The organism is Streptacidiphilus sp. EB103A (assembly GCF_041261405.1).
In the GTDB taxonomy this organism is placed as follows: domain Bacteria; phylum Actinomycetota; class Actinomycetes; order Streptomycetales; family Streptomycetaceae; genus Streptacidiphilus.
Genome location: NZ_JBGCAQ010000023.1, coordinates 23,613 through 48,202, shown reverse-complemented (window position 1 = coordinate 48,202; position 24,590 = coordinate 23,613). Strand labels below are relative to the sequence as shown.

Sequence of the window (24,590 nt, the reverse complement as noted above, 5' to 3'; positions counted from 1 at the left end):
CCCCTCCCGCGACTTTCCCCCTCCCCCTCGATCGCCCCGGGCGTGCGGGCCTCGTGATCCCCCCGGATCACGGGACTCCCCGTGGCCGTACACCCCTCAGCGCACCGGTCAGGCGACCAGTTCGCCGAAAGCTCCACCCAGGTCGCCGTCGCGCGACGCCAGGATCTCGTCCTCGCGCAGCCGGCGCAGTGCGCGCCAGATGCTGCTCTTCACCGTGCCGACGCTGATGTTCAGCACATCGGCGATCTCGGGGTCGGTGCGGCCCTCGTAGTAGCGGAGCACCAGCATGGTGCGCTGGTTCTCCGGCAGCTTGGCCAGCGCCTGCCACAGCACGGCGCGCAGTTCGGTGCCGCCCATGGCGTCGGTGTCACCGACCGTCTCCGGCATCTCCTCGGTCGGGTACTCGTTGACCTTGCGGCGGCGCCAGGCCGAGATGTGCAGGTTGGTCATGGTGCGGCGCATGTACCCGCCGACCGCGGCCTTGTCGGTGATCCGGTCCCAGGCCCGGTAGGTGCTGAAGAGCGCGCTCTGCAGCAGGTCCTCGGCGGCGAAGCGGTCGCCGGTGAGGTGGTAGGCGGTGGCGTAGAGGGAGGCGCGACGCTCGCGGACGTACGCCGAGAACTCCTCCTCATTGCTGAGCCGGCGCTCCTCTGTTGTGACGAAAGCCGGTGCAGCGGCCGACAGGACGGCGGGCTCCCCCGAGCCGCCCGCCTGCCGGCCGCTCCCCCCGGCACCCCCCGTACCCCCCGGGAGTTCGCGGACGGTGGTGCTGCGCACCACCCCGCGAAGCGTGAGTGTCATGGTCGTCGAGCCCGTCGCGGCCGCCTCACAGGACGGCGAGTGCGCCGCCTGGCGGGCGGTGCTGTGGACCGACGTCCGGTGCACCGGGCGCGCAGCGCGAAGTGCCGCGGCGCTCCGTACTTCGGTGACTGCGTTCATGCTGCGCTCCCTGGTGGATGGTGGTGCGGTCTGCCGGGGTCCCCCGACTCCGACATGCAAAAGCTTGCCCCGGGCTCGTCATGGCCGTGTCCGTCGACTGTCACAGAGGTGTCACAAGGCCTCTGGCCCGTTGCGGACCCCGCCGGGGGTCGATCGATCGGCCGTTCATGGGCCAGAATGGCCCGCGTGTCTCATCTGCTGCTCATCGAGGACGACCCCGCCATCCGCACGGGTCTCGAACTCGCCCTGACCAGGCAGGGCCATCAGGTATCGGCCGCTGCCTCGGGCGAGGAAGGCCTGAAGCTGTTCAAGGAGAGCCGTCCCGACCTGATCGTCCTGGACGTGATGCTCCCCGGGATCGACGGCTTCGAGGTCTGTCGCCGGATCCGGCGCACCGACCAGCTGCCCATCATCCTGCTGACCGCGCGCAGCGACGACATCGACGTGGTGGTGGGCCTGGAGTCGGGCGCCGACGACTACGTGGTGAAGCCGGTGCAGCCACGGGTGCTGGACGCCCGGATCAGGGCGGTGCTCCGTCGCGGCGAGCGGGAGAGCTCGGACTCGTCGACCTACGGCGACGTGGTGATCGACCGCAGCGCGATGACCGTCACCAAGGCGGGCGTCGACCTGCAGCTGACGCCGACCGAGCTGCGGCTGCTGCTGGAGCTCAGCCAGCGTCCGGGCCAGGCGCTGTCGCGGCAGCAACTGCTGCGGCTGGTGTGGGAGCACGACTACCTGGGCGACTCGCGGCTGGTGGACGCCTGTGTGCAGCGGCTGCGGGCGAAGGTGGAGGACGTGCCGTCCGAGCCGACGCTGATCCGCACGGTGCGCGGGGTGGGCTACCGGCTGGACGCGCCGCAGTAGGCTGCGCGGAAACACCAAGACGGCTCAAGCACCCGGCATCGAAGGCGACGTGACCGACCACCCCAAAGCCCCGGCGGCGTCCTGGCCGGCCAGCCGCCTGCGGCTGCCCTCGCTGGCCCGGCGCCTGCGGCTGACGTCGCTGCGGATACGGCTGATCGCGGTGTTCGCCCTGGTGGCGCTGGCCGCCGCGGTCTCCGCCTCCGGCATCGCGTACTGGCTGAACCGCGACGCGGTGCTGAAGCGCACCCAGGACTCGGCGCTCGCCGACTTCCGCAGCCAGCTCAGCCGGGACATCACCGACCTGCCGCTGCACCCCACCTGCGACCAGTTGCAGCGGGTCGCGGTGCTGATAGCGCACTCCGGGCTGAACTACTCGGTGGTGCTGGTGGAGTCGAACTGCGCGGTCACCTCCAACCCGGAGTTCACCTCCTCGCTGGTGCCGACGGCGCTGCAGCACTCGGTGACCGCACCGTGCGTGCACTGCACCGCCAATCCGCACCAGTACCACCTGTTCTGGCAGCGGCAGACCCTGGACGGCACGCCGTTCCTGATCGGCGGCACCCAGGTGCTGCCCACCGGGCCGACCGCGTACATGTTCAAATCCCTCGACGACGAGCGCAAGGACATGGACTCGCTGGCCTGGTCGCTGGGCATCGCCACACTGCTGGCGCTGGTCGGCTCGGCGCTGCTGGCGCAGGCCGCCGCGTCGACGGTGCTGCGCCCGGTGGCGCGGCTCGGCGAGGCCGCACGGCAGCTGGGCGCGGGACGGCTGGACACCCGGCTGGAGGTGCGCGGCGCGGCCGAGCTGGCCGACCTGTCGCAGACCTTCAACCAGACCGCCGAGTCGCTGCAGGCCCAGGTCGAGGAGCTGAGCGCGCGCGAGCACGCCAGCCGCCGCTTCGTCGCCGACATGTCGCACGAGCTGCGGACACCGCTGACCGCGATGACGGCGGTGACGGACATCCTGGAGGACGAGGCCGACACCCTCGACCCGATGATCGCCCCGGCCGTCCGACTGGTCGTCAGCGAGACCCGCAGGCTCACCGAGCTGGTGGAGAACCTGATGGAGGTCACCCGCTTCGACGCCGGCACCGCCAAGGTCGTCCTGGACGAGATCGACATCTCCGACCTGCTGACCTCCTGCATCGACACCCGCGCCTGGCTGGACGCGGTGGACGTGGACGCCCCGCGCGGCATCGTCGCCCGGGTGGACCCGCGCCGGGTGGACGTGATCCTGGCCAATCTGATCGGCAACGCCCTGAAGCACGGCGGCTCCCCGGTGCGGGTACAGGTCCGGGCCGAGGGCCCCGAGCTGGTGGTACGGGTCGCCGACGGCGGTCCCGGCATCCCCGACGACGTGCTGCCGCATGTCTTCGACCGCTTCTTCAAGGCGGACGCGGCCCGGCGCCGCTCCGAGGGCAGCGGCCTGGGGCTCTCCATCGCGGCGGAGAACGCCCGCATCCACGGGGGCACGATCACGGCGGCCAACAGCGAGTCCGGGGGAGCCGTCTTCACGCTGCGGCTGCCGATGACACCGGCGGTCGAGGCCGGGCACCCACTGGCCGCGGACGGCGGCCCGAAGTCGGGGACGGGTCCGGGGTCCGGTCCGGCGTCGGACTCGGGGTCGGCAGCGGGGGCAGGTCCGGCAGCGGACTCGGGAGCGGGAAAGGGCCGGAGCACGTGAGGCAGTACAGCACCCCCGTCCGCAGGGTTCCCCCGATCCCCCCGCCGGCTCCGGGCCGCGCGAACCACCCGTTCCGGCGGACCCCGCGCCGCACCGCGGCGACCACGGCCGCCACCGTCGCCGCGTCCGTCGCGGTGCTGGCCGTGCTGCTCAGCGGCTGCGGGATCCGCGACACCGCGGTCCCGGTCGACGCAGGTGACCCGGCGTCACGCACCGCCTGCCCGCCCGGGCCCAGCGCCAGTCTGACCGCGCTGGAACGCGACGCCAGTCTGATCCCCACCGCCGCACCGACCAGGATTCTGCCACCGCTGACCAAGGAGGAGCAGGCCAGCCTCGCCGCTGCGGCGGCGAAGGCGAAGGCGGCCGCAGGAGCCGCGTCGCGCTCGGCCGCCGCAGCCTCCGCCGCCTCCTCGGCGGGGCTCACGCCCTCCGCCGTCGCCAGCCCCACCGCGTCCGACGGCACTCTCGCCTGCCTGCACCCCAGCGAGACGGGCTGAGCTGACTCCCGCGACACCCGTTCGTGGAAAAACCCGTTCGTGGAAACGATGGAACCGAGACCACCAGGACGCGCGTCCTCCCCGGCGTGCAGCAAGGAGACACCGGCGTGCGAACCGGTATCGGCCAGCGGTCCCCGATGGAGGGTGCCCTCGGTGACCCGTCGACGGTGCACCGCAACGCACGGCGCCTCGGTCTGCTGCTGCTCGCCGTCCATCTCGCGCTGGTGCTGTGGTCCGCGTTCCGGCCGGTGTCCTCGGCCTGGATGGCCGACACCAATCTGACGCCGTTCGCCACCGTCCGCTCCGAGGTGAGCGCCGGCACCGCGCACGCCTATCTGGAACTGCTGCGGGGCCTGCTGCTGCTGGCGCCGCTCGGCCTGCTGCTGCCCCTCGCGGGCGGCCGGCTGTACGCGTCCACCCTGACGTCGTTCCTGCGCACCGTCTTCGCCGCGGTCCTCATCGCGACCGGACTGGAACTGCTGATGTCCACCCTGACCAGCCATCTGCTGGATGTGGACGATGTGCTGCTGGCGGCGGTCGGGGTCGCACTCACCCATCTCGCCGTCGTACCGGCCGCGCGGGCCGCGCTGCGCCGCAGGGAGCGCAACCACGAGGGCGGCAACGGCCCGAGGGCTACCCCGAGCGCCTTCGAGATCGCCCACCTGACGCCCTGACCTGCGATTCATGCGGTCGGACGGCCGCTCGGCTCGGGGTCGGACCCGGAGAACACCCCGAGACCGGGGTCATCCCGGAGCCGGGCGGGGACGGGGCCGGAATCGTCGAAGCGGCTGAGGATTCGCGCTCCGTGGAGCGGGAGGCTGGTAGCAGAGCACGACGGAGCCCCGGAGCGGGGCGCCGAGCACCGGCCGACGGAGATCCGCCATGAGCACCGCCACCACCCTGTCCCGTCCCCGCCACAACCGCGTGATCGCCGGTGTCTGCGCCGGCATCGCCGAGCGCTTCGGCCTCACCCCCTGGACCGTGCGAGTCCTGTTCCTGCTGTCCTGCCTGCTGCCGGGACCGCAGTTCCTGGTCTACCTGGCGCTCTGGCTGCTGCTCCCCCAGTCCGCCTGACCCATGGCGGCAGTATCGACATCGGCAACAGCACAGCGGGCCGGGCCCCCACCACCGTCACGGTGGCGAGGCCCGGCCCTTTGCGTGCCTGGGGTGCGGGGCGTCCGGCTCAGCCCAGCGGGGTGTGCACCGGCAGCGCGGAGGTCGCCTGGCCGAGGCCCGACTGCACCGACCCGGTCGCCGTGCCGACACCCGGCAGGCTGGAGAGGCTGCCGGCCACCGGCAGGGCCTGCCCCGCGATCGGCAGCCCCTCGCGGGTCTGCGGGGCGGCCGAGCGCACGCTGGGCAGCGTCGCGTTCTGCGTGGCGTTCTGCACCGAAGGGGCAGCGCTGTTGACCAGGCCCTGCGCCGTTCCGGTCACCGCGTGCACGCTGCCGGTCTGCGAGGTGAGCATCTGCTGTCCGTCCGAGACCGGACCGGCGGCCAGCCCCTGCAGCGGGACGTTGCCGGCGCCGGAGGGCAGGCCTCCGAGAGCACCGCCGAGTCCGTCCGCGGCAGCCGGGGTGACGGCAGCAGCGGCCAGCGCGGCACCGAGCACTGCGGTTCCGGCGGCCTGGAGCATTGCCTTCTTCATGAGCTGATTCCTCGTGTCCTCGGGTGGGGACGGCGGCGAACCGGGTCCGACGACTACGCCGCGTGTCCGACTGGCCGCCCAACGTATCCACGAGGTGACAACACGCCCAAATCGCTGTCCCCTGATCGGCCTAACCGGACGTCAGGACCGCGCCCCGGCGGCCCCGGCCACGGCGCCCTCGGCCGCGACGCGCTCGAAGCCCGGCTTGATGACCTCGTCGATCAGCGCCAGCCGCTCGTCGAACGGGATGAAGGCCGACTTCATCGCATTGATGGTGAACCAGCGGAGGTCGTCCAAGGTGTAGCCGAAGGCCTCCACCAGGTGCTCGAACTCGCGGCTCAGGCTGGTGCCGGACATCAGCCGGTTGTCGGTGTTGACGGTCACCCTGAAGTGCAGCCGCCGAAGCAGCCCGATCGGGTGCTCCGCGTACGAGGAGGCGGCGGCGGTCTGCAGGTTGGAGGTGGGGCACATCTCCAGCGGCACCCGGCGGTCGCGGACGTACTCGGCGAGGCGGCCGAGCTTGACGCTGCCGTCCTCGGCGACGGAGATGTCGTCGATGATCCGCACGCCGTGGCCCAGCCGGTCGGCGCCGCAGCACTGCAGCGCCTCCCAGATGGACGGCAGGCCGAAGGCCTCACCGGCGTGGATGGTGAAGTGGTTGTTCTCCCGCTTCAGGTAGTCGAAGGCGTCCAGGTGCCGGGTCGGCGGGTGGCCGGCCTCGGCGCCCGCGATGTCGAAGCCGACGACGCCCAGGTCGCGGAAGCGGTTGGCCAGCTCGGCGATCTCCAGGGAGCGGGCGGCGTGGCGCATCGCGGTGAGCAGGGTGCCGATGCGGATCCGGCGGCCGGCCTCGGCGGCGCGGGCCTCACCGAGCCGGAAGCCCTCGTTGACGGCCTCGACGACCTCGTCCAGGGTCATCCCGCGCTCCAGGTGCTGCTCGGGGGCGTAGCGCACCTCGGCGTAGACGACGCCGTCGGCGGCGAGGTCCTCGGCGCAGTCGGCAGCGACCCGGACCAGGCCCTCGCGGGTCTGCATGACCGCGCAGGTGTGCGCGAAGGTCTCCAGGTAGCGAACCAGCGAGCCGGAGTCGGCGGCGTCACGGAACCAGGTCCCGAGGTCGACGGGGTCGGTGGTCGGCAGGCCGTCGTAGCCGATCTCGGCCGCGAGCTCGACGATCGTCTCGGGGCGCAGGCCGCCGTCGAGGTGGTCGTGCAGCAGGACCTTGGGGACGCGGCGGATCTGGTCCGCGGTGGGAACGCTGGGGGTAAGGGTGCTCTCCATCGCACAACGATACCTCCTACGCGCGTAGATCGGTGTGTGTTCTCGGTCTCCTCCGTGCATCTCCGATGCGGCTCGTGGTTCTCAGCTGTGGAGGGGCAGCCGGTCCCGCGCGGAGAGGACATACGTGCGAAACGCCTCGGCGGGCGGGGTGAGCGCACGACCGGTCACCCACGCCAGCGCGATCTCGCGGCGCGCGCCCGGCGAGGACAGCTGCAGCTCCGCCACATCGGGGCGGGGCGCCGTGGCCGGCGGCAGCACCGCGACCCCCAGCCCGGCCGCGACCAGTCCGCGCAGGGTCTCGGCCTCCTCCCCCTCGAACGACACCCTGGGCGTGAACCCCGCCTCCGCGCACAGCGCGTCGGTGATCCGCCGCAGGCCGTACCCGGGCTCCAGGGTCACGAAGGCGTCCTCCGCCACCTCGCCCAGCCGCACCCGCTGCCGGCCGGCCAGCCGGTGGTCGGCCGGGACGACCAGCCGGAGCCGCTGCTCGCCGAGCCGGCGCGAGGTCAGCTCGGGACCGTCCGGGCGCGGCGACACCACGCACAGGTCCAGCTCGCCCTCGCGCAGCCGCTGCAGCATCGAGTCGGCGTAGTCCTGCACCAGCTGGAACCGCACCTTGGGGTACTCCGCCCGGAAGCCGCGGAGCAGCGCCGGCACCGCCTCCGTCCCCATGGTGTGGAGGAAGCCGAAGGCCACCCGGCCGCCGACCGGGTCCGCCTCGGCCCTGGCCGCCTCCGCCCCGCGCTCGACCTCGGCGAGGGCCCGCTCCACCGCCGCCAGGAAGATCCGCCCGCCCCGGGTCAGCCGGACCGTGCGCCCCTCACGGGCCAGCAGCGCGACCCCCAACTCCTGCTCGACCCTGGCCACGGCACGACTCAGCGTCGGCTGCGGCATCGCCAACTCGGCTGCGGCGCGGGTCACATGCTCCAGCCGGGCAACGGCCGCGAACTGCGCCAGCAACGGCGCGAGCAGCACGGCGGGCGCCTCCGGCGCGAGCACGGCGACACCGCCCACGATGTCTTCTGCGTCACGCACGTGTTTCTGCCTCACGACTGACCTCTGCTCATACGCCACAGCATCAATCATCCGTCTTCGATGCATTGGACGCATCAGCGCCCCCGTCCTAGATTTCAGATATGCCGCCTGCCACCAGCGGGGCATCCGACGCACCGTCGCCGGGTGCCCTCACCTCGCCGCCCCCCGTCGCCGCCGCTTCCGTCACCGCGCCCGACCTGCGCCACCTCCCCGGCAGCCAGGGCCTGCGCCGCACCCAGCTCGCCCTCTTCGGCGCCGGGCTCGCGACCTTCCTGCTGCTCTACTCCACCCAGGCACTGCTGCCGGCGCTCTCCACCTCGCTGCACCTGACGCCGGGTCAGGCCAGCCTCACCGTCTCCGCCGCAGCGATCGGTCTGGCCCTCGCGGTGATCCCGGTCAGCGCCCTGTCCGAGCGCTACGGCCGCACCGCCGTGATGACGGCCTCCGTCTTCACCGCCGCCGCCATCGCCCTGGTCCTGCCCTTCGCCCCCGACCTCGGCACCCTCACCGCCCTGCGCGCCCTCCAGGGCATCGCCCTCGCCGGACTCCCGGCCACCGCGATGGCCTACCTCGCGGAGGAGGTGCACCCCACCGCGCTGGCCTCGGCCATGGGCCTCTACGTGGCGGGCAACAGCATCGGCGGCATGAGCGGACGGCTGATCTCCGGCATGGTCGCGGGCTCCTACGGCTGGCGCTGGGGCCTCGCCTCGGTCGCGATCGTCTCGCTGCTCTGCGCGGTGGCATTCCGCGCGCTGATCCCCCGGGCCCGGCACTTCCACCCCGGCCCGATCAACCCGGCTGCGCTGCTCCGCACCGTCACCTCGCACCTGCGCAACCCCCTCCTGGGACGGCTGTTCGCGCTCGGGCTGCTCTTCATGACCGTCTTCGGCGCGGTCTACACGGTGATGGGGTACCGCCTGGTCGCAGCCCCGTTCGGCCTGTCCCAGGGCCTGGCCAGCTCCATCTTCGCCGTCTACATCGTCGGCACCTTCGCCTCCGCCGTCTCGGCCAAGGTCACCGGCCGCCTCGGCCGCCGGGGCACCCTCTACCTGGCCATCGGCACCACCTCGGCGGGCCTGCTGCTGACCCTGCCCAACTCCCTCCCGCTGGCCCTGCTCGGCCTGGTCCTGATCACCGCCGGCTTCTTCACCGGCCACTGCGTCGCCTCCGCGTCGGTCGGCCGCACCGCCACCCACGGCCGCGCCCAGGCCTCCGCCCTCTACCTCGCCGCCTACTACCTCGGCAACAGCCTCGGCGGCACCCTGGGCGCCGACGCCTACCACAGCGCCGCCTGGCCCGGCACCGTCCTGGTCGCCCTCACCGCAATGGTCCTGGCCGCAGGGGTGACGCTGTACGGAACGGTGCACTCCCGCGCGACATCCGCACGGGTTCTCGCCCCCTCCCGATAGACCTTCGGTCGTTAGACTCGTCCCATGAGCATCGACGCCGCCACGTATGCGCGGTTGCGCGAGATCGCCGACCAGTTGCCGAGGATCCCCGGGATAGGGCAGGTGGAGATCGCCAACGGCGAGATCGTCATGATGATGTCGCCGGTCCGGCGGCACGAGTTGGCCGTCATGCGCATCAGCAGGCAGCTGAACGAGCAGTTGGAGGCGACGCACCCGGGGTTTGTCGCTCATGCGGGCGCGGACATCGAGGACGTCGGCCTGGGGCGGCTTCGGCGCCCCGATCTCATGGTGTTCCCCGAGGCGACCCTGGAGGAGGACTCGGCGGCCGTCTATCCTGCCGACGTGCTCCTGGCTGTGGAGATCGTCTCCAAGTCCAACCCGGAGAACGACTACGACGACAAGGTCAGGGACTACGCCGCCATGGGCATCCCGCTCTACCTCATCGTCGACCCGCGTGACGGGACCGGGATCGTGCACTCGCAGCCCCGGTACTCCCGACGCGAGAGCTTCGTCTTCGGTGACACCGTCGCCGTCGGCCCTTGGCGCATCGACACGAGCGGACTGCTGACGTACGGAAAGTGACGCGCTGCACGGACCTGTCCCCGCTGTGAGGACAGGTCCGGGTTCGGACACCGGCCCGGGTATCGGCGCCGGCTCCCCCTCACCCGATCCGGTCCAGCACGATCGGCGCCGCCTCGAACGCCGTCCCCGGTGCCGAGACGGTGATGCCGGTGGTGAGGGCCTCCAGCGCGTACGCGAATCGCTCCGGGGTGTCGGTGTGGAGGGTGAGCAGCGGCTGGCCCTCCGTCACCACTGCGCCCGGCTTGGCGTGGAGTTCCACGCCCGCCCCGGCCTGCACCGGGTCCTCCTTGCGGGCGCGGCCGGCGCCGAGGCGCCAGGCGGCGACGCCGACGGCGTAGGCGTCGAGCTCGGTGAGGACGCCGGTGGCGGGGGCGGTGACGACGTGCTGCTCGCGGGCGACCGGGAGCGGGGCGTCCACGTCGCCGCCCTGAGCGGTGATCATGCGGCGCCAGTGGTCCATCGCGGAACCGTCCTTGAGAGCAGTCTCCGGGTCCTTCCCTCCCACGACGCCCGCCGCCGCCAGCATCTCCCGGGCCAGGGCGAGCGTCAGCTCGACCACGTCCGCCGGGCCGCCGCCGGCCAGGACCTCGACCGACTCCCGGACCTCCAGCGCGTTTCCGGCCGTCAGGCCCAGCGGGGTGGACATGCCCGTGAGCAGCGCGACGGTGTTGACGCCCGCTGCCTTGCCCAGGCCGACCATGGTGCGGGCCAGTTCCTGGGCGTCCGCCAGGTTCTTCATGAAGGCGCCGGTGCCGACCTTGACGTCCAGGACCAAGGCGCCGGTCCCCTCGGCGATCTTCTTGGACATGATCGAGGACGCGATCAGCGGAATCGCCTCGACCGTGCCGGTCACGTCGCGCAGGGCGTAGAGCTTCTTGTCGGCGGGGGCCAGCCCGTCGCCCGCCGCGCAGATGACCGCGCCGGCCTCGCGCAGGACGTGCATCATCTCGTCGTTGGAGAGCAGCGCGCGCCAGCCGGGGATGGACTCCAGCTTGTCCAGGGTGCCGCCGGTGTGGCCGAGGCCGCGTCCGGAGAGCTGCGGCACGGACGCGCCGCAGGCGGCGACGAGCGGGGCCAGCGGCAGCGTGATCTTGTCGCCGACGCCGCCGGTGGAGTGCTTGTCCGAGGTCGGCATCGGCAGCGAGGAGAAGTCCATCCGGACGCCGGAGCGGATCATCGCATCGGTCCAGCGACTGATCTCGCGCAGGTTCATGCCGTTCAGCAGGATCGCCATCGCCAGCGCCGACATCTGCTCGTCGGCGACCTCACCGCGGGTGTAGGCGTCGATCACCCAGTCGATCTGGGTATCGGTCAGCTCGGCACGGTCGCGCTTGGCGCGGATGACGGAGATGGCGTCCATGGGATCTCCAAAGGAGGGAGGGTACAAGTGCATGAATCAAGAGCCGTGGCGCGGCACGGAAGCCCGTACCGCGCCACTCTACGCGCGTTGCATGTACGACTGGGAGAGGTCAGAGCCGCTCGGGTCCGAAGGCGTCGGGAAGCAGCTCCGCCAGCGGGCGGATCCCGGAGACCGACTCCACCAGCAGTTCCGCGCCGCCGTGCTCCCAGAGCAGCTGCCGGCAGCGCCCGCAGGGCATCAGTGCCGAGCCGTCGCCGTCGCAGCAGGTGAAGGCGACCAGCCGGCCGCCGCCGGTGGCGTGCAGCGCCGAGACCAGTCCGCACTCGGCGCAGAGCCCGAGCCCGTACGAGGCGTTCTCGACATTGCAGCCGCTGACGATCCGTCCGTCCTCGACCAACGCCGCCGCGCCGACCGGGTACTTGGAGTACGGGGCGTAGGCGCGGCCCATGGCCTCCTTGGCCGCGACCCGCAACGCGTCCCAGTCGATGTCGTCGATGCTGTCCACATCGGGCTGCTTCGTCGTCATGCCGTCATCGCCTTGCCTCTCTCGGATACCCGTTCCCCATTCTCGGTCAGCCCTTGACGTAGGGCTTGCCGGAAGCCGCCGGGGGCCGGGCCAGGCCGCCGAGCGCCGCCACCACGAAGATGGTGACCAGGTACGGAGCCATCTGCAGGAAGGCGCTGGGGATGGGCGTGCCCAGCGAGGAGAGCGCCAGGTTCAGCTCGGTGGCGAAGCCGAACAGCACGGCCGCGCCGAGCGAGCCGATCGGCGACCAGCGGCCGACGATCAGTGCCGCGATGGCGATGTAGCCCTGGCCGTTGCTCATGTCCTTGACGAACGCCGTGGACAGGCCGAGGGTCAGCCAGACACCGCCGAGGCCGGAGAGCAGCCCGGCCGTGATGACGTTGCGGTAGCGCAGTCCGACGACCTTGATGCCCACGGTGTCCGCCGCGGCCGGGTGCTCGCCCACCGCGCGGGTGCGCAGGCCCCAGCGGGTGCGGAAGAGCAGGAACCAGACCACCGGCACCAGCAGGTAGGCCGCGTAGAACAGTATGTTCTGGTTGAACAGCGCATCACCGATGACCGGGATCTTCGACAGCCCGGGAATGGCGATGGCGGAGAAGCTGGGCGGGGTGTTGTAGGTGGCCCCGTCGGTCGACATCAGCCGGTCGTAGAGGAAGCCGGTGATACCCGAGGCCAGCAGGTTGAGCACCACGCCGAGGACGACCTGCTCGATCAGGTACCGGTTGGCGAAGACCGCGAGCAGCGCGCACATCAGCGCACCGCCCAGGCAGCCCGCGACCAGCCCCGCCCAGACCGAGTGCGTCATCGACGACGTGAGCACTGCCGCGAAGGCGCCGAACAGGAACTGACCCTCGACCGCGATGTTGACCACGCCGGAGCGCTCGCAGAGCAACGCGCTGAGCGAGCCCAGGATCAGCGGAACGGCCGCGATCGAGGTCTGCTGGATGATCGAGGGAACGTTCAGCCCGATGCTGGACCCGGCGGCGGCCCAGACCAGGAAGGCCAGCACGAAGGAGGTGAAGTAGCCCACCGCCAGCCAGCGCTGGACCTTGGCGCTGATCGGGGCGAAGGCCCGGACCAGGCCGCAGGCGATCGCGATCACCGCGAGCGCGATGGCCACCGGTTCGGCGGGGGCCGAGATCGGGCCCGGGCCGCTGGAGGTGGGGTCGAGCTTGAGGGTGAACAGGGTGTGCACGCCGTGGCCGGTACGCGAGGCGAGGCCGAACTGCCACAGCGCGTAGGCGCCGACGACGGCCTGGGCGATTCCGCCGACCAGCTTGGACCGGTCGGTCTTGACCAGCGGGGCGTCCGTCTTGTCGGACCCGGTCAGGGTCGAAGCGGTGGTCATGCCTGGCCTCCGACGGTGGTGATGTGGAAGGGATCGGGGCTGGGCGGGGTCGCCTGCGGACCGGCGGCGGTGGTATCGATCTTGGTGGCGCGGAGCCGGAAGATCTCCTTCACCAGCCGGGGGGCGGCTACGAAGATGACGATCAGCGCCTGGACCACCGTGATGATCTCGATCGAGACCTGCGCGTTGGTCTGCATCGCCGAGCCACCGGCCTGCAGCGCGCCGAACAGCAGTGCCGCCAGCACCACGCCCCAGGGCCTGGTGCGTCCGAGCAGCGCGACGGTGATCGCGGTGAAGCCGAGACCGGCGTCGATGCTGCCGGCGATGGCGTTGTTGTTGGGGTTGGCCAGACCCAGGGTCTGGGTCACGCCGATCATGCCCATCAGTGCGCCGGAGATCAGCATCGAGGCGATCTGCACCCGGCTGACGTTGATTCCGGCGGTCCGCGCGGCGCTCGGGGTGAGGCCCACGGCCCGCACCTCGAAGCCGAGCTTGGAACGCTTGAAGAACCAGGCCACCACGAAGGTCGCGGCCAGCGCGAGCAGCAGGCCGATGTCGGTGTTCAGACCCGAGCCGAAGAGGTGCGGCAGCACCGCGTCCGCCTCGGCGGGCTTGGAGATCGACTGGCCGGCGTGGCTCGGGTCCTGGAACAGCGAGCTCTTCAGCACCCAGCCGACCAGGAACATCGAGGCCACGTAGTTGAGCATGATCGTGACGATGACCTCGTGCGCGCCGCGCTTGGCCTTGAGCCAGCCGACCAGGCCGCCGAAGAGCATGCCGCCGACCAGGCCGGCCAGCACCGCGACGATCAGGTGCAGCGCACCGGGCAGTGAGGTCCACTCGAAGGCGACGTAGGAGGTGAAGATGGCGCCGATGATGGTCTGGCCCTGGCCGCCGATGTTGAACATCCCGGCCCGGAAGGCGACCGAGATGCCGAGACCGCCGAAGATCAGCGGGGTGGCGTACTCCAGGGTGTTGGTGATCGGCCCGAAGAACTGGGACGGGGTGCCGGACACCGTCGCCGGGTCGAAGATCGCACCCTTGAAGAGCGCGGAGTAGGCGCTGGAGATGTCGTCCCAGGCGGAGGAGAGGAAGTCGCCCGGGCTGGCGAAGAAGTAGGCGGCCTTGTCCATCGTCGCGGTGTTCGACACGACGATCAGCACCGCGCCGACGAGCAGCGAGAGCACGATGGCCAGGAAGGTCACCATGGCGCTGTTCTCGGCGGTGAAGACATTGCGGATGACGGTGCCGACGCTGCGGTCCACCGCGGGTGCCGGTGCCGCGGGGGCCTCGGGCGCGGGGGCCTCCGGCGCGGGGGTGGTGGCCTCCGCGGGGGGTACGTCCTTGGATGCGCTCTGATCATCCGGGGTGGGCGTGGTCATGAGGTCGCCTCCTCCGTGGGGGTCGTGGTGGCGTCAGGAGCAGCGGCGTCAGAAGCTGGTGCGTCAGAAGCTGGTCCGTCGGGGCCGGAGGAGGAGGCGGCGGCGCCCTTCGCCGCGGCCGCACCGCCGTCCGTGATTCCGGCCATCAGCAGGCCGATCTCCTCCCGGGTGGTCTCCGGGGAGACCGTGGCGACGATCTTGCCCCGGTACATCACGGCGACCTTGTCGGCCAGCGCGAGCACCTCGTCCAGTTCGGTGGAGACCACCACGACCGGCCGACCGGCGTCCCGCTCGGCGACGATGCGCTTGTGGATGAACTCCATCGCGCCGACGTCCACGCCGCGGGTGGGCTGGGAGGCGACCAGCAGCCGCAACGGGCGGGAGAGCTCGCGGGCCACCACGACCTTCTGCTGGTTGCCGCCGGAGAGCTTGCCCGCCGGGTGCGCCGGGGCGGTTGGCCGGATGTCGAACTCCTCGATCCGGTTCCTGGCGTTCTTCTCGATCTCGGCGAGGTCGATCGACAGGCCCTTGCCGAACGGGGCGGTCTTGTAGAGGTCGAGCACCAGGTTCTCGGCGATCGTGAACTCGCCGACCACGCCGTCGTGCCCGCGGTCCTCGGGGACGAAGCCGATTCCGGCGTCCAGGGCCTGACGCGGGCTCAGCCCGACCAGCTCCCTGCCGTCCAGGCTGATCGATCCGGACTCGACCGGGACCAGGCCGAGGATCGCCTCGGCGATCTCCGACTGGCCGTTGCCCTGCACTCCGGCGATGCCGAGGATCTCCCCGTCGCGCACCGTGAACGAGACGTCGTCGACCGCGGCGTTGCCGTGCTGGTCGCGGATGGTCAGGTGGTCGACCTTGAAGGAGTCGGCGCCGGGGGTGTTCGGCTCCTTCTCCACCACCAGGCGGACCGAGCGGCCGACCATCATCGAGGCCAGGTCCTGCTCGCTGGAGGAGGGAGATGCCTCGCCGACGACGGCGCCGCGGCGGATCACGGTGATCCGGTCGGCGATCGCCTTGACCTCTTTGAGCTTGTGGGTGATGAAGACGATCGACTTCCCGGCCTCGCGCAGCGAGTTCATGACCACGAAGAGATCCTCGATCTCCTGCGGGGTCAGCACGGCCGTGGGCTCGTCCAGGATCAGCGTCTGGGCGTCGCGCACCAGCGCCTTGACGATCTCCACCCGCTGCTGGACGCCGACCGGGAGGTCGCCGACCAGTGCGTCCGGGTCGACCGGGAGGCCGTAGCGCTCCGAGACCTCGCGGACGTGCTTACGGGCCCGGCGGCGGTCCAGCAGGCCGAGCGGCCCGGGGCGGGCGCCCAGTTCCGCCTCGTCGCCGAGGATGATGTTCTCCGCCACGGAGAACACCGGGACCAGCATGAAGTGCTGGTGCACCATGCCGATGCCGTTGGCGATCGCGTCGCGGGGGCTGCTGACGGTCTTCACCTCGCCGTCGACCAGGATCTGGCCCTCTTCCGGCTGGTAGAGACCGTAGAGGACGTTCATCAGCGTCGACTTGCCGGCTCCGTTCTCCCCCAGCAGGCAGTGGATCTCACCGGGCTCGACGGTCAGGTCGATGTGGTCGTTGGCGACCAGTGAACCGAATCGCTTGGTGATGCCGCGCAATTCAAGACGCACTTCAACTCCAATTTTTTGGGGCGCAGCACCCCTCACGCCGCGCATCATTGCCGATCGGCGGAAGCTGCCCGGGTCCGGTCGGACTGCCAGGACATGTAGGACGGGAGACAAGAACGGGGCGGGCGCGCTCGTTCGCGCGCCCGCTCCTGGGAACTCCTCGATCAGCCGGCGGTGGGCTGGTTCTTCGAGGCGATCTTGATGGTGCCGCTGATGATGTCCTGCTTGACCGTGGCCAGCTCGGTGGTCAGCGTGGCCGGGACCTTCGACTCGAAGTCGTGGTACGGGGCCAGGCCGGTGCCGTCGTTGGCCAGGGTGCCAATGTACGGCGTCGAGGAGAAGGTGCCCTTCGCCGAGTCGGTGACGACCGCGGTGACCGCGCTGGCGATGCCCTTGGTGACCGAGGTCATGATGACCGAGGCGTAGGACGCGTTGGAGATCGCGCCGTCGTCGTCGACCCAGATGGCGTTCAGCTTGCCGCCGCTGGCCTTGGCCTGGGCGAGCGCGCCGATGCCGGTGCCGCCGGCGACCGGGAAGATGATGTCCGCGCCCTGGGCCTGGAAGGTGGCGGCGATCTGCTTGCCACCGGCCTGGTCGGTGAAGCTCTGGGTCGGGTCGAAGGTGCCGCTCTTCGGCTTGGTCTCGTCCCAGCCGAGGACCTGGACCTTGGTGCCGTGCTTCGAGTTGTAGTACTGCACGCCCTCCCAGAAGCCGTCCATGTAGACGGTCACGGTCGGGTAGTTGGCGCCGCCGAAGGTCGCGACCTTGCCGGTCTTGGTCATCGCCGCGGCGAAGTAGCCGCCGAGGAAGGCGCCCTGCGCGGTGTTGAACTCCAGGCCCTTGATCTGCGAACCGGTCGAGGAGTTGTCGACGATGGCGTAGTTCTGGGTGGGGTTCTTCTTGGCCGAGGCGACCGTGGCGTCGTTCATCGCGAAGCCGACGGTGACGATCATCTTGCAGCCCGCCGAGACGAAGCCGGAGATGTTGCTGGCGTAGTCGTTCTCCGTGGCGGAGGTGGCGTTCTGCACGCTGATGTTGGAGTCGGCCTTGGACGCGGCCTGCATACCGGCCCAGGACTCGGCGTTGAAGGAGTGGTCGTCCAGGCCGCCGGTGTCGGTGACCATACAGGCCTTGAATGCGGCGCCGGCGGCGGTGCTCGAACCAGTCGCGGCGGACGAGCTGGCGCCCGAACCCGACGTCGAGACAGGCTTCGATCCACAGGCCGTCGCCGTCAGCGCGACCGCTGCCGCTACCGCCACCAGCGCGAGGGGCTTCCTCATCACAGTTCCTCCCGACAAGAGCCCGCGCACCGGTCCGGCGCGGATTGAATGCGACGTTAACGCGCGTAGAACACGATTGTGTTACGTACGCTTGGGCGTTATCAGATCGTCGCAATCCACCCGAGTGGGGTACCTTTGCGGGCTGTCCGGCCCCTCCGGTTCATCGGCTGTGCATCATCCCAGCACAAGCGCGGTGAACAGCTCCAGAGCCACGCCGATGGCACCCTCGTCCGCGTCGAAAGTGCCTTGGTGCAGATCCCTGGAACCGGACTCGGCGAGACACCGGACGCCCAGCCGGGCCAGCGCGCCGGGCGCCTGCTCCAGGTACCAGGAGAAGTCCTCGCCGCCGAGGCTCTGCTCGGTGCCCTCGACCTGCCCCGGGCCGAAACAGCGGTCCATGGCGTCGCTGAGCATGCCCACCGAGACGGCCTCGTTCACCACCGGGGGGACGCCGCGGTGGTAGTCGAGCACCCACTTGGCCCGGTAGGTCTCGGCGATCTGGCCGACCAGCTCCTCGATGGCGCCCGGCGCCTCGCGCCAGCCGTCCAGCTCCAGGCAGCGGACCGTCCCCTCCAGCTCGGCGCGCCGGGGGATGACATTGGCCGCCGATCCCGCGGCGATCCGACCCCACACCAGACTGACGCCCCAGCGCGGGTCCATCCGCCGCCCGAGCAGGGCCGGCAGCTCGACGGCGGTGCCGGCCACCGCGCCGACCAGGTCGGTGGTCAGATGCGGGCGGGCGGTGTGGCCGCCCGGGCCGTCCAGGCTGATCTCCAGGCGGTCGCAGGCGGAGGTGATCGCGCCGACCTTGAGCCCGATCCGGCCGACGTCGACCTTGGGGTCGCAGTGCACCGCGAAGATCCGCTCGACCCGGTCCATCCCCCCGGCCGCGATCACGTCCAGCGCGCCGCCGGGCATGACCTCCTCGGCCGGCTGGAAGATCAGCCGCACCGGCCGGTCCAGCCGCCCCGCGTCGCGCTCCTCGGCGAGCAGCAGTCCGAGGCCCAGCACGATCGAAGTGTGCAGATCGTGGCCGCAGGCGTGGGCACGGCCCGGGACCGTGGAGCGGTAGGGGACGGTCTCCGGCTTGGCGTCGTCGATGGGCAGTGCGTCGATGTCGGCCCTGAAGGCCAGGAACGGGGCGTCCGCCGCAGCTCCCTCCGGAAGGAGGTCGCAGATCAGGCCGGTGCCGGCGGGGAGCACCCACGGCTCCAGGCCGGCCTGCTCCAGCCGCTCTTTGAGCAGCGCGGTGGTGCGGACTTCCTGCCGGCCCAGCTCCGGGTGCCGGTGGAGGTCCCGGCGGACCTCGATCAGCTCGGGCATCAGGGCTCGCACGCGCGCGCGAAAGGGAGTGGAGGCGTGGGACTGCTGCGGGGAGGCGGACGCATCGTCAACTGACTGGCTCACCTCAATGAGCCTACGACTCTGGGACGGCTGGGGCAGGAGATCGCCGGAATCTTTACCTCCGAACGGGGAAGAACCCGACCGCTCGGCGCTTGGACCGACTGTCGCTGGGTATGACATAGGGTTCGCTCCCCTCCTGCTGGGCCCGGACAATCGTCCAAACGATCGTCTGCCCGCCAGGACACGTGCGATCCCGGGTGATCTGGATCACGCCGGGGTCAGCGCGGGGCCCCGGCCGGAGCAGGCCCGGCTGTCGGACCCGCCGCCTACGATGATCCCGGCACGGGAACGAGACCGGAGGAGTCGCGACATGGCAGGTCAGCACATCGAACAGGTCGCCGTGGTGACCGGCGCCAGCAGCGGCATCGGGGCCGCCACCGCGCGGCGGCTCGCGGCGGAGGGGTTCCGGGTGGTGCTGGTGGCCCGGCGCGCCGAACGGATAGAGGAACTGGCGAAGGAGATCGGCCGGGCGGCCTCGGCCTATGTCCTCGACGTCACCGACCGCGCCGCCGTGGACGCCTTCGCGGCCTCCCTCGACCGGGTCGACGTCCTGGTCAACAATGCCGGCGGGGCCTTCGGCGCGGAGTCCGTCGCCGACGGCGACCCGGCGGACTGGCGCCGGATGTACGAGGTCAACGTCCTCGGTGTGCTGCACATGACCCAGGCGCTGCTGCCCGCGCTGCGGGCCGGCGGGGCCGAGACGGGGGCCGGGACGGTGCTGGTGCTCTCCTCCACCGCGGCCTTCGTCCCCTACGAGGGCGGCGGCGGCTATGTCGCGGCCAAGGCCGGCGCCCACGCCATCGCCGGGACGCTCCGTCTCGAACTGGTCGGTGAGCCGGTCCGGGTCATCGAGATCGCCCCGGGCATGGTCCGCACCGACGAGTTCGCGCTCACCCGCTTCGGCGGAGACGCCGCGAAGGCCGCCTCGGTGTACGCGGGCGTCGACGCGCCGCTGACCGCCGAGGACGTCGCCGACACCATCGCCTGGACGGTCACCCGTCCCCCGCACGTCAATGTGGACCTGCTGGTGGTCCGTCCGCTCGCCCAGGCGGCCGCGCACAAGGTCGCCCGAAAGCTCTAGCCGCCAGGACACGCGGCGTAGCCCGTTCACCCGTACGAAGCCGTCTCATCATTCGGCGGTAAGGGTCTCGACTTGATAGCCGATTCGAGTGAATCCTTATCCCAGGGAAAACGGTGCCGCAGACTCGGAGGGCCTTGTCCCGCAAGGCCTCCGGGTGCTCGGGCTGCCCTGTCGTCCCATCCGTGCCACGCAACCGGTCCTGTCACTCCACCGTCGGTGCCCATAGAAGAGGGGCATGGCGAACCGCACCAGTCTCCAAGCGCCCTCACCCAGTTCGACCGAGGAGGACCCGCTGACCGGCGACATCCCGGCGCAGCCGAACCAGGACAGCATGCCCCCCGCCACCGACCCGACCGTCGGTCCGGTGGCCGGGCCGTCGGGGCTGCCCTCGGGGCTGCGGCGCTTCAACGAGGCCGACTTCGGCGCGGCCGAGGAGGCGCTGCTGGCCTGCTGCGGCAGCCGCCGCTGGGCGCTGCGGCTGGCCGTGCACCGCCCCTACCCGACCGTGTCCTCGCTGCTCGCCGCCGCCAGCGAGGCTTCGTACGACCTGTCCTTCACCGATCTGACGGAGGCTCTGGCGGACGAGAGCAGCATGCCGCAGCCGCTGCTGGGGATGCGCGCGCCCGGCAGCCAGGCGGCGCACACCGCGCTGCAGGCGGCCCACGCCGCCTACGAGGCGCGCTTCGGCCATGTGTTCGTGGTCAGCCTGGACGACTGCCCGGCCGAGGAGATGCTGGACCAGGTCCTGGTCAGCCTGCGGGCCCGGCTCGGCAACGACCCCGACGAGGAGCGCAGCACGGCGGCCGAGGAGCTGCGGCGGATCGCCCTGCACCGGTTGGAGCACCTGGTGGCGTCTCACGCCTCGGCCGCAACATGAGACGGCGGGGGTGATCTCCCCCACACGGCGGCCGCCGTCGGCGTGTCCCGGCTGACCTGGCCCGGAGCCCGCCGGCACGGGTCCGCCGCAGGCCGAGGCACCGATTCGGCGCGGGCAGGTCGACGGAGCAGTCCGCTAATCCGGGCGGCCGTTACGCCGGGCTGGGCCGTTTGATCATCCTGCCGACCCCCGGCGGGCTGACCGCCGGTTCCCGTGGCTACGATGGCCGGGGCCGGTGGACCATACCCGGCCGGGCTGACGACCGACACCGATGCCGGCCGAGCCCCCGCCCCGCTTCCGGAGGGTTGTTCCGTGCCGGCTGGAACGCTGTACCGCGGCCGGGAAGGCATGTGGTCGTGGGTGGCTCATCGAGTCACCGGCGTCCTCATCTTCTTCTTCCTGTTCGCCCACGTCCTCGACACCGCTCTTGTCCGGGTCTCACCGCAGGCCTACAACAGCACGATCGCGACGTACAAGACCTGGCCTGTCAACCTGATGGAGTACGGCCTGACGGCCGCCATCCTGTTCCACGCGCTGAACGGCCTGCGGGTCATCGCGGTGGACTTCTGGGCCAAGGGCCCGAAGTACCAGCGGCAGATGCTCTGGACCGTAGTGACCGTGTGGGTCGTGACGATGGCGTTCGCCTTCTACCCGATCCTGCAGGAAACCCTCCGCAACTGGTTCGGGTGAGGCGAAAATGGCTATTGAAACTTCTGGTTCCGTATCCGGCGTCGAGCTCACCAACGCTCAGCCGACGGACCCCTCGGCCTTTCTGATCGAGCCCCCGCGTGCCCGCACCAAGAGGACGGGCCGCAAGTCGCGGACCAACTTCGAAATGCTGGCCTGGCTGTTCATGCGCCTGTCCGGCGTGGTGCTGGTGTTCCTTGTGCTGGGTCACCTGATCATCCAGCTCGTCCTGGACGGCGGCGTCACCAAGATCAGCTTCGCCTTCGTCGCGGGCCGCTGGGCGTCCCCGTTCTGGCAGGGCTGGGACCTGCTGATGCTGTGGCTGGCGATGCTCCACGGCGCGAACGGCATGCGCACGGTCATCAACGACTACGCGGAGCGCGACACCACCCGTTTCTGGTTGAAGGTCCTGCTGGTGACCGCCACGGTCTTCACCGTGCTGCTGGGCACCCTGGTGATCTTCACCTTCGACCCGAACATCAGCTGAGCGCGGACGGACGAGGCAGCAGACTGACATGCAGGTACACAAGTACGACACCGTCATCGTCGGCGCCGGCGGCGCCGGAATGCGCGCGGCCATCGAGTCGACCAAGCGCAGCCGCACCGCCGTGCTGACCAAGCTCTACCCCACCCGGTCCCACACCGGCGCGGCCCAGGGCGGCATGGCCGCCGCACTGGCCAACGTCGAGGAGGACAACTGGGAGTGGCACACCTTCGACACCGTCAAGGGCGGTGACTACCTGGTCGACCAGGACGCCGCCGAGATCCTGGCGAAGGAGGCCATCGACGCGGTCCTCGACCTGGAGAAGATGGGCCTCCCGTTCAACCGGACCCCCGAGGGCAAGATCGACCAGCGCCGCTTCGGCGGGCACACCCGCGACCACGGCAAGGCCGCGGTGCGCCGCTCCTGCTACGCGGCCGACCGCACCGGTCACATGATCCTCCAGACGCTCTACCAGAACTGCGTGAAGGAGGGCGTGGAGTTCTTCAACGAGTTCTACGTCCTGGACCTGCTGCTGGCCGAGGTCGACGGGGTCAAGCGGACCGCCGGCGTGGTCGCCTACGAGCTGGCCACCGGCGAGATCCACGTCTTCCAGGCGAAGGCCGTGATCTTCGCCTCCGGCGGCAACGGCAAGTTCTTCAAGGTCACCTCCAACGCGCACACCCTGACCGGCGACGGCCAGGCCGCCGCGTTCCGGCGCGGGCTGCCGCTGGAGGACATGGAGTTCTTCCAGTTCCACCCGACGGGCATCTGGCGGATGGGCATCCTGCTCACCGAAGGCGCCCGCGGTGAGGGCGGCATCCTCCGCAACAAGGACGGCGAGCGCTTCATGGAGAAGTACGCGCCCGTCATGAAGGACCTGGCCTCGCGTGACGTCGTCTCCCGGGCGATCTACACCGAGATCCGCGAGGGTCGCGGCTGCGGCCTCGACGGCGACCACGTCTACCTGGACCTGACGCACCTTCCGCCGGAGCAGCTGGACGCCAAGCTCCCGGACATCACCGAGTTCGCGCGGACCTACCTCGGCATTGAGCCCTACACGGACCCGATCCCGATCCAGCCGACCGCGCACTACGCTATGGGCGGCATCCCCACCAACGTCCAGGGCGAGGTGCTGCTGGACAACGACACCGTCGTCCCCGGCCTCTACGCCGCGGGCGAGGTGGCCTGCGTGTCGGTGCACGGCGCCAACCGGCTGGGCACCAACTCGCTGCTGGACATCAACGTCTTCGGCCGCCGGGCCGGCATCGCCGCCGCCGAGTACGCCTCCACCGCCGACTACGTGGAGCTCCCGGAGAACCCGGCCGAGCAGGTCGTCGCGCAGCTGGAGCGGATCCGCAACGGCAACGGCAGCGAGCGCGTCTCGGACATCCGCAGCGAGCTGCAGCAGTCCATGGACACCAACTCGATGGTGTACCGCACCGAGGCGACCCTGAAGCAGGCGGTGGCGGACATCGCCGCGCTGAAGGAGCGCTACCGGCACATCTCGGTGATGGACAAGGGCAAGCGGTTCAACACCGACCTGCTGGAGGCCGTGGAGCTGGGCAACCTGCTCGACCTGGCCGAGGTCACCGCGGTGTCCGGGCTGGCCCGCAAGGAGTCCCGCGGCGGTCACTTCCGCGAGGACTACCCGACCCGGGACGACGTCAACTTCATGCAGCACACCATGGCGTACCGCGAGGTGGACGCCGATGGGAACACCAGCATCCGCCTGGACTACAAGCCGGTCGTGGTGACCCGCTACCAGCCGATGGAGCGTAAGTACTGATGAGCACCCCCACGATCGACGCCCCTCAGCACGGGAACCCGCACTCGGCCGGCCTGGACGCCGCCGAGTCCGGCAAGGTCGAGCTGATCACCATCACGGTCCGGATCCGCCGGTTCAACCCGGAGGAGCACCCGGACGCGGTGTGGGTGGACTACCAGCTCACCGTCGACCCGAAGATCCGCGTCCTGGACGCGATCAACACCATCAAGTGGGAGCAGGACGGCACCCTGACGTACCGTCGCTCCTGCGCCCACGGCGTCTGCGGGTCCGACGCCATGCGGATCAACGGCAAGAACCGGCTCGCCTGCAAGACGCTGATCAAGGACGTCTCGCCGGAGAAGCCGATCACGATCGAGCCCATCAAGGGCCTCACGGTCCTGAAGGACCTGGTCGTGGACATGGACCCGTTCTTCCAGGCCTACCGCGACGTGATGCCGTTCCTGATCACGACCGGCAACGAGCCGACCCGTGAGCGGATCCAGTCCGAGGAGGACGTACAGCGCTTCGAGGACACCACCAAGTGCATCCTCTGCGCCGCGTGCACCACGTCCTGCCCGGTCTTCTGGAACGACGGGCAGTACTTCGGCCCGGCCGCGATCGTCAACGCCCACCGCTTCATCTTCGACTCGCGCGACGAGGGTGCGGAGCAGCGGCTGGAGATTCTCAACGACCGCGACGGGGTGTGGCGCTGCCGCACCACCTTCAACTGCACGGACGCGTGCCCTCGGGGGATCGAGGTCACCAAGGCGATCCAGGAAGTGAAGCGGGCGCTGGTTACTCGTCGCTTCTAGGAGATTCT

At 70.7% G+C, this 24,590-nt stretch carries 24 protein-coding genes; 13 read left to right on the top strand and 11 right to left on the bottom strand.

Annotation, left to right across the window (positions count from 1 at the left end):
• Positions 1-108 precede the first annotated feature (108 nt).
• A complete protein-coding gene (locus ABH941_RS32600; protein ID WP_370133194.1) occupies positions 109-939 on the bottom strand; it encodes a SigE family RNA polymerase sigma factor in 831 nt (276 codons plus the stop codon).
• A 186-nt stretch (positions 940-1,125) separates the two neighbouring features.
• Here ABH941_RS32600 and ABH941_RS32595 point away from each other — a divergent pair, with 186 nt between their 5' ends.
• From ABH941_RS32595 to ABH941_RS32575, 5 genes are all read left to right on the top strand, one after another.
• Positions 1,126-1,803 (top strand): response regulator, encoded by a 678-nt coding sequence (locus tag ABH941_RS32595; protein ID WP_370133193.1) that lies wholly within the window; start codon positions 1,126-1,128, stop codon positions 1,801-1,803.
• A gap of 49 nt (positions 1,804-1,852) precedes the next feature.
• Positions 1,853-3,487, top strand: coding sequence for an ATP-binding protein (locus tag ABH941_RS32590; RefSeq protein WP_370133192.1), 1,635 nt, complete (start codon positions 1,853-1,855; stop codon positions 3,485-3,487).
• Complete coding sequence (locus ABH941_RS32585) at positions 3,484-3,984, top strand: hypothetical protein (protein WP_370133191.1); 501 nt, start codon at positions 3,484-3,486, stop codon at positions 3,982-3,984. Before ABH941_RS32590 ends, ABH941_RS32585 begins: the two co-directional genes overlap by 4 nt.
• A 107-nt stretch (positions 3,985-4,091) precedes the next feature.
• Complete coding sequence (locus ABH941_RS32580) at positions 4,092-4,658, top strand: VanZ family protein (RefSeq protein WP_370133190.1); 567 nt, start codon at positions 4,092-4,094, stop codon at positions 4,656-4,658.
• 208 nt (positions 4,659-4,866) lie between these two features.
• The gene (locus ABH941_RS32575) at positions 4,867-5,058 is read left to right on the top strand and encodes a PspC domain-containing protein (RefSeq protein WP_370133189.1); all 192 of its coding nucleotides are present in this window, start codon (positions 4,867-4,869) and stop codon (positions 5,056-5,058) included.
• A 109-nt stretch (positions 5,059-5,167) separates the two neighbouring features.
• On the opposite strand, the gene ABH941_RS32570 is transcribed toward ABH941_RS32575, so the two are convergent.
• From ABH941_RS32570 to ABH941_RS32560, 3 genes are all read right to left on the bottom strand, one after another.
• The gene (locus tag ABH941_RS32570; RefSeq protein ID WP_370133188.1) at positions 5,168-5,632 is read right to left on the bottom strand and encodes a hypothetical protein; all 465 of its coding nucleotides are present in this window, start codon (positions 5,630-5,632) and stop codon (positions 5,168-5,170) included.
• A 141-nt stretch (positions 5,633-5,773) separates the two neighbouring features.
• Positions 5,774-6,913, bottom strand: a complete 1,140-nt coding sequence (locus ABH941_RS32565) for an adenosine deaminase (RefSeq protein ID WP_370133187.1) — start codon at positions 6,911-6,913, stop codon at positions 5,774-5,776.
• Positions 6,914-6,994: 81 nt separating this feature from the next.
• The gene (locus ABH941_RS32560) at positions 6,995-7,885 is read right to left on the bottom strand and encodes a LysR substrate-binding domain-containing protein (RefSeq protein WP_370133275.1); all 891 of its coding nucleotides are present in this window, start codon (positions 7,883-7,885) and stop codon (positions 6,995-6,997) included.
• Between the two features lie 164 nt (positions 7,886-8,049).
• Between ABH941_RS32560 and ABH941_RS32555 the strand changes: the two genes are divergently transcribed.
• Positions 8,050-9,357: an MFS transporter gene (locus ABH941_RS32555; RefSeq protein ID WP_370133186.1), complete on the top strand. Its 1,308-nt coding sequence runs from the start codon at positions 8,050-8,052 to the stop codon at positions 9,355-9,357.
• Between the two features lie 24 nt (positions 9,358-9,381).
• The gene (locus tag ABH941_RS32550) at positions 9,382-9,939 is read left to right on the top strand and encodes a Uma2 family endonuclease (RefSeq protein WP_370133185.1); all 558 of its coding nucleotides are present in this window, start codon (positions 9,382-9,384) and stop codon (positions 9,937-9,939) included.
• A 79-nt stretch (positions 9,940-10,018) separates the two neighbouring features.
• On the opposite strand, the gene ABH941_RS32545 is transcribed toward ABH941_RS32550, so the two are convergent.
• The 7 genes from ABH941_RS32545 to ABH941_RS32515 form a co-directional block, all read right to left on the bottom strand.
• Entirely contained in the window at positions 10,019-11,299 is a 1,281-nt protein-coding gene (locus ABH941_RS32545) for a thymidine phosphorylase (RefSeq protein WP_370133184.1), read from the bottom strand.
• Between the two features lie 109 nt (positions 11,300-11,408).
• Positions 11,409-11,825 (bottom strand): cytidine deaminase, encoded by a 417-nt coding sequence (locus ABH941_RS32540; RefSeq protein WP_370133183.1) that lies wholly within the window; start codon positions 11,823-11,825, stop codon positions 11,409-11,411.
• 46 nt (positions 11,826-11,871) lie between these two features.
• Positions 11,872-13,173, bottom strand: coding sequence for an ABC transporter permease (locus tag ABH941_RS32535; RefSeq protein WP_370133182.1), 1,302 nt, complete (start codon positions 13,171-13,173; stop codon positions 11,872-11,874).
• Entirely contained in the window at positions 13,170-14,555 is a 1,386-nt protein-coding gene (locus tag ABH941_RS32530; protein WP_370133181.1) for an ABC transporter permease, read from the bottom strand. Before ABH941_RS32530 ends, ABH941_RS32535 begins: the two co-directional genes overlap by 4 nt.
• Complete coding sequence (locus ABH941_RS32525) at positions 14,552-16,195, bottom strand: ABC transporter ATP-binding protein (RefSeq protein WP_370133180.1); 1,644 nt, start codon at positions 16,193-16,195, stop codon at positions 14,552-14,554. The genes ABH941_RS32530 and ABH941_RS32525 overlap by 4 nt, the downstream gene beginning before the upstream one ends.
• Before the next feature lie 161 nt (positions 16,196-16,356).
• The gene (locus ABH941_RS32520) at positions 16,357-17,472 is read right to left on the bottom strand and encodes a BMP family protein (protein WP_370133179.1); all 1,116 of its coding nucleotides are present in this window, start codon (positions 17,470-17,472) and stop codon (positions 16,357-16,359) included.
• A 174-nt stretch (positions 17,473-17,646) separates the two neighbouring features.
• Positions 17,647-18,795: an amidohydrolase gene (locus tag ABH941_RS32515; RefSeq protein WP_370133274.1), complete on the bottom strand. Its 1,149-nt coding sequence runs from the start codon at positions 18,793-18,795 to the stop codon at positions 17,647-17,649.
• A gap of 391 nt (positions 18,796-19,186) precedes the next feature.
• On the opposite strand from ABH941_RS32515, the gene ABH941_RS32510 reads away from it, so the two are divergent.
• The 6 genes from ABH941_RS32510 (at position 19,187) to ABH941_RS32485 (ending at position 24,582) form a co-directional block, all read left to right on the top strand.
• Positions 19,187-19,957, top strand: a complete 771-nt coding sequence (locus ABH941_RS32510) for an SDR family NAD(P)-dependent oxidoreductase (RefSeq protein ID WP_370133178.1) — start codon at positions 19,187-19,189, stop codon at positions 19,955-19,957.
• A 235-nt stretch (positions 19,958-20,192) separates the two neighbouring features.
• Entirely contained in the window at positions 20,193-20,834 is a 642-nt protein-coding gene (locus tag ABH941_RS32505; RefSeq protein WP_370133177.1) for a 2-oxo-4-hydroxy-4-carboxy-5-ureidoimidazoline decarboxylase, read from the top strand.
• A 312-nt stretch (positions 20,835-21,146) separates the two neighbouring features.
• A complete protein-coding gene (gene sdhC, locus ABH941_RS32500; RefSeq protein ID WP_134006220.1) occupies positions 21,147-21,524 on the top strand; it encodes a succinate dehydrogenase, cytochrome b556 subunit in 378 nt (125 codons plus the stop codon).
• 7 nt (positions 21,525-21,531) lie between these two features.
• Complete coding sequence (locus tag ABH941_RS32495) at positions 21,532-22,008, top strand: succinate dehydrogenase hydrophobic membrane anchor subunit (RefSeq protein ID WP_370133176.1); 477 nt, start codon at positions 21,532-21,534, stop codon at positions 22,006-22,008.
• A 28-nt stretch (positions 22,009-22,036) separates the two neighbouring features.
• Positions 22,037-23,791, top strand: coding sequence for a succinate dehydrogenase flavoprotein subunit (gene sdhA, locus ABH941_RS32490; RefSeq protein WP_370133175.1), 1,755 nt, complete (start codon positions 22,037-22,039; stop codon positions 23,789-23,791).
• Positions 23,791-24,582 carry a succinate dehydrogenase iron-sulfur subunit gene (locus ABH941_RS32485; RefSeq protein WP_370133174.1) on the top strand — a complete coding sequence of 264 codons (792 nt, stop codon included), beginning with the start codon at positions 23,791-23,793 and terminating at the stop codon, positions 24,580-24,582. The genes sdhA and ABH941_RS32485 overlap by 1 nt, the downstream gene beginning before the upstream one ends.
• Positions 24,583-24,590 lie beyond the last annotated feature (8 nt).

Bases quoted from the DNA above. Each gene is read 5' to 3' on its own strand.
- ABH941_RS32535 (WP_370133182.1), bottom strand. From the start codon at position 13,173: ATGACCACCGCTTCGACCCTGACCGGGTCCGACAAGACGGACGCCCCG.
- ABH941_RS32520 (WP_370133179.1), bottom strand. From the start codon at position 17,472: ATGAGGAAGCCCCTCGCGCTGGTGGCGGTAGCGGCAGCGGTCGCGCTG.
- ABH941_RS32565 (WP_370133187.1), bottom strand. From the start codon at position 6,913: ATGGAGAGCACCCTTACCCCCAGCGTTCCCACCGCGGACCAGATCCGC.
- ABH941_RS32545 (WP_370133184.1), bottom strand. From the start codon at position 11,299: ATGGACGCCATCTCCGTCATCCGCGCCAAGCGCGACCGTGCCGAGCTG.
- ABH941_RS32530 (WP_370133181.1), bottom strand. From the start codon at position 14,555: ATGACCACGCCCACCCCGGATGATCAGAGCGCATCCAAGGACGTACCC.
- ABH941_RS32495 (WP_370133176.1), top strand. From the start codon at position 21,532: ATGGCTATTGAAACTTCTGGTTCCGTATCCGGCGTCGAGCTCACCAAC.
- ABH941_RS32515 (WP_370133274.1), bottom strand. From the start codon at position 18,795: ATGCCCGAGCTGATCGAGGTCCGCCGGGACCTCCACCGGCACCCGGAG.
- ABH941_RS32550 (WP_370133185.1), top strand. From the start codon at position 9,382: ATGAGCATCGACGCCGCCACGTATGCGCGGTTGCGCGAGATCGCCGAC.
- ABH941_RS32575 (WP_370133189.1), top strand. From the start codon at position 4,867: ATGAGCACCGCCACCACCCTGTCCCGTCCCCGCCACAACCGCGTGATC.
- ABH941_RS32555 (WP_370133186.1), top strand. From the start codon at position 8,050: ATGCCGCCTGCCACCAGCGGGGCATCCGACGCACCGTCGCCGGGTGCC.
- ABH941_RS32570 (WP_370133188.1), bottom strand. From the start codon at position 5,632: ATGAAGAAGGCAATGCTCCAGGCCGCCGGAACCGCAGTGCTCGGTGCC.
- ABH941_RS32540 (WP_370133183.1), bottom strand. From the start codon at position 11,825: ATGACGACGAAGCAGCCCGATGTGGACAGCATCGACGACATCGACTGG.
- ABH941_RS32485 (WP_370133174.1), top strand. From the start codon at position 23,791: ATGAGCACCCCCACGATCGACGCCCCTCAGCACGGGAACCCGCACTCG.
- sdhA (WP_370133175.1), top strand. From the start codon at position 22,037: ATGCAGGTACACAAGTACGACACCGTCATCGTCGGCGCCGGCGGCGCC.
- ABH941_RS32505 (WP_370133177.1), top strand. From the start codon at position 20,193: ATGGCGAACCGCACCAGTCTCCAAGCGCCCTCACCCAGTTCGACCGAG.
- ABH941_RS32510 (WP_370133178.1), top strand. From the start codon at position 19,187: ATGGCAGGTCAGCACATCGAACAGGTCGCCGTGGTGACCGGCGCCAGC.
- ABH941_RS32600 (WP_370133194.1), bottom strand. From the start codon at position 939: ATGAACGCAGTCACCGAAGTACGGAGCGCCGCGGCACTTCGCGCTGCG.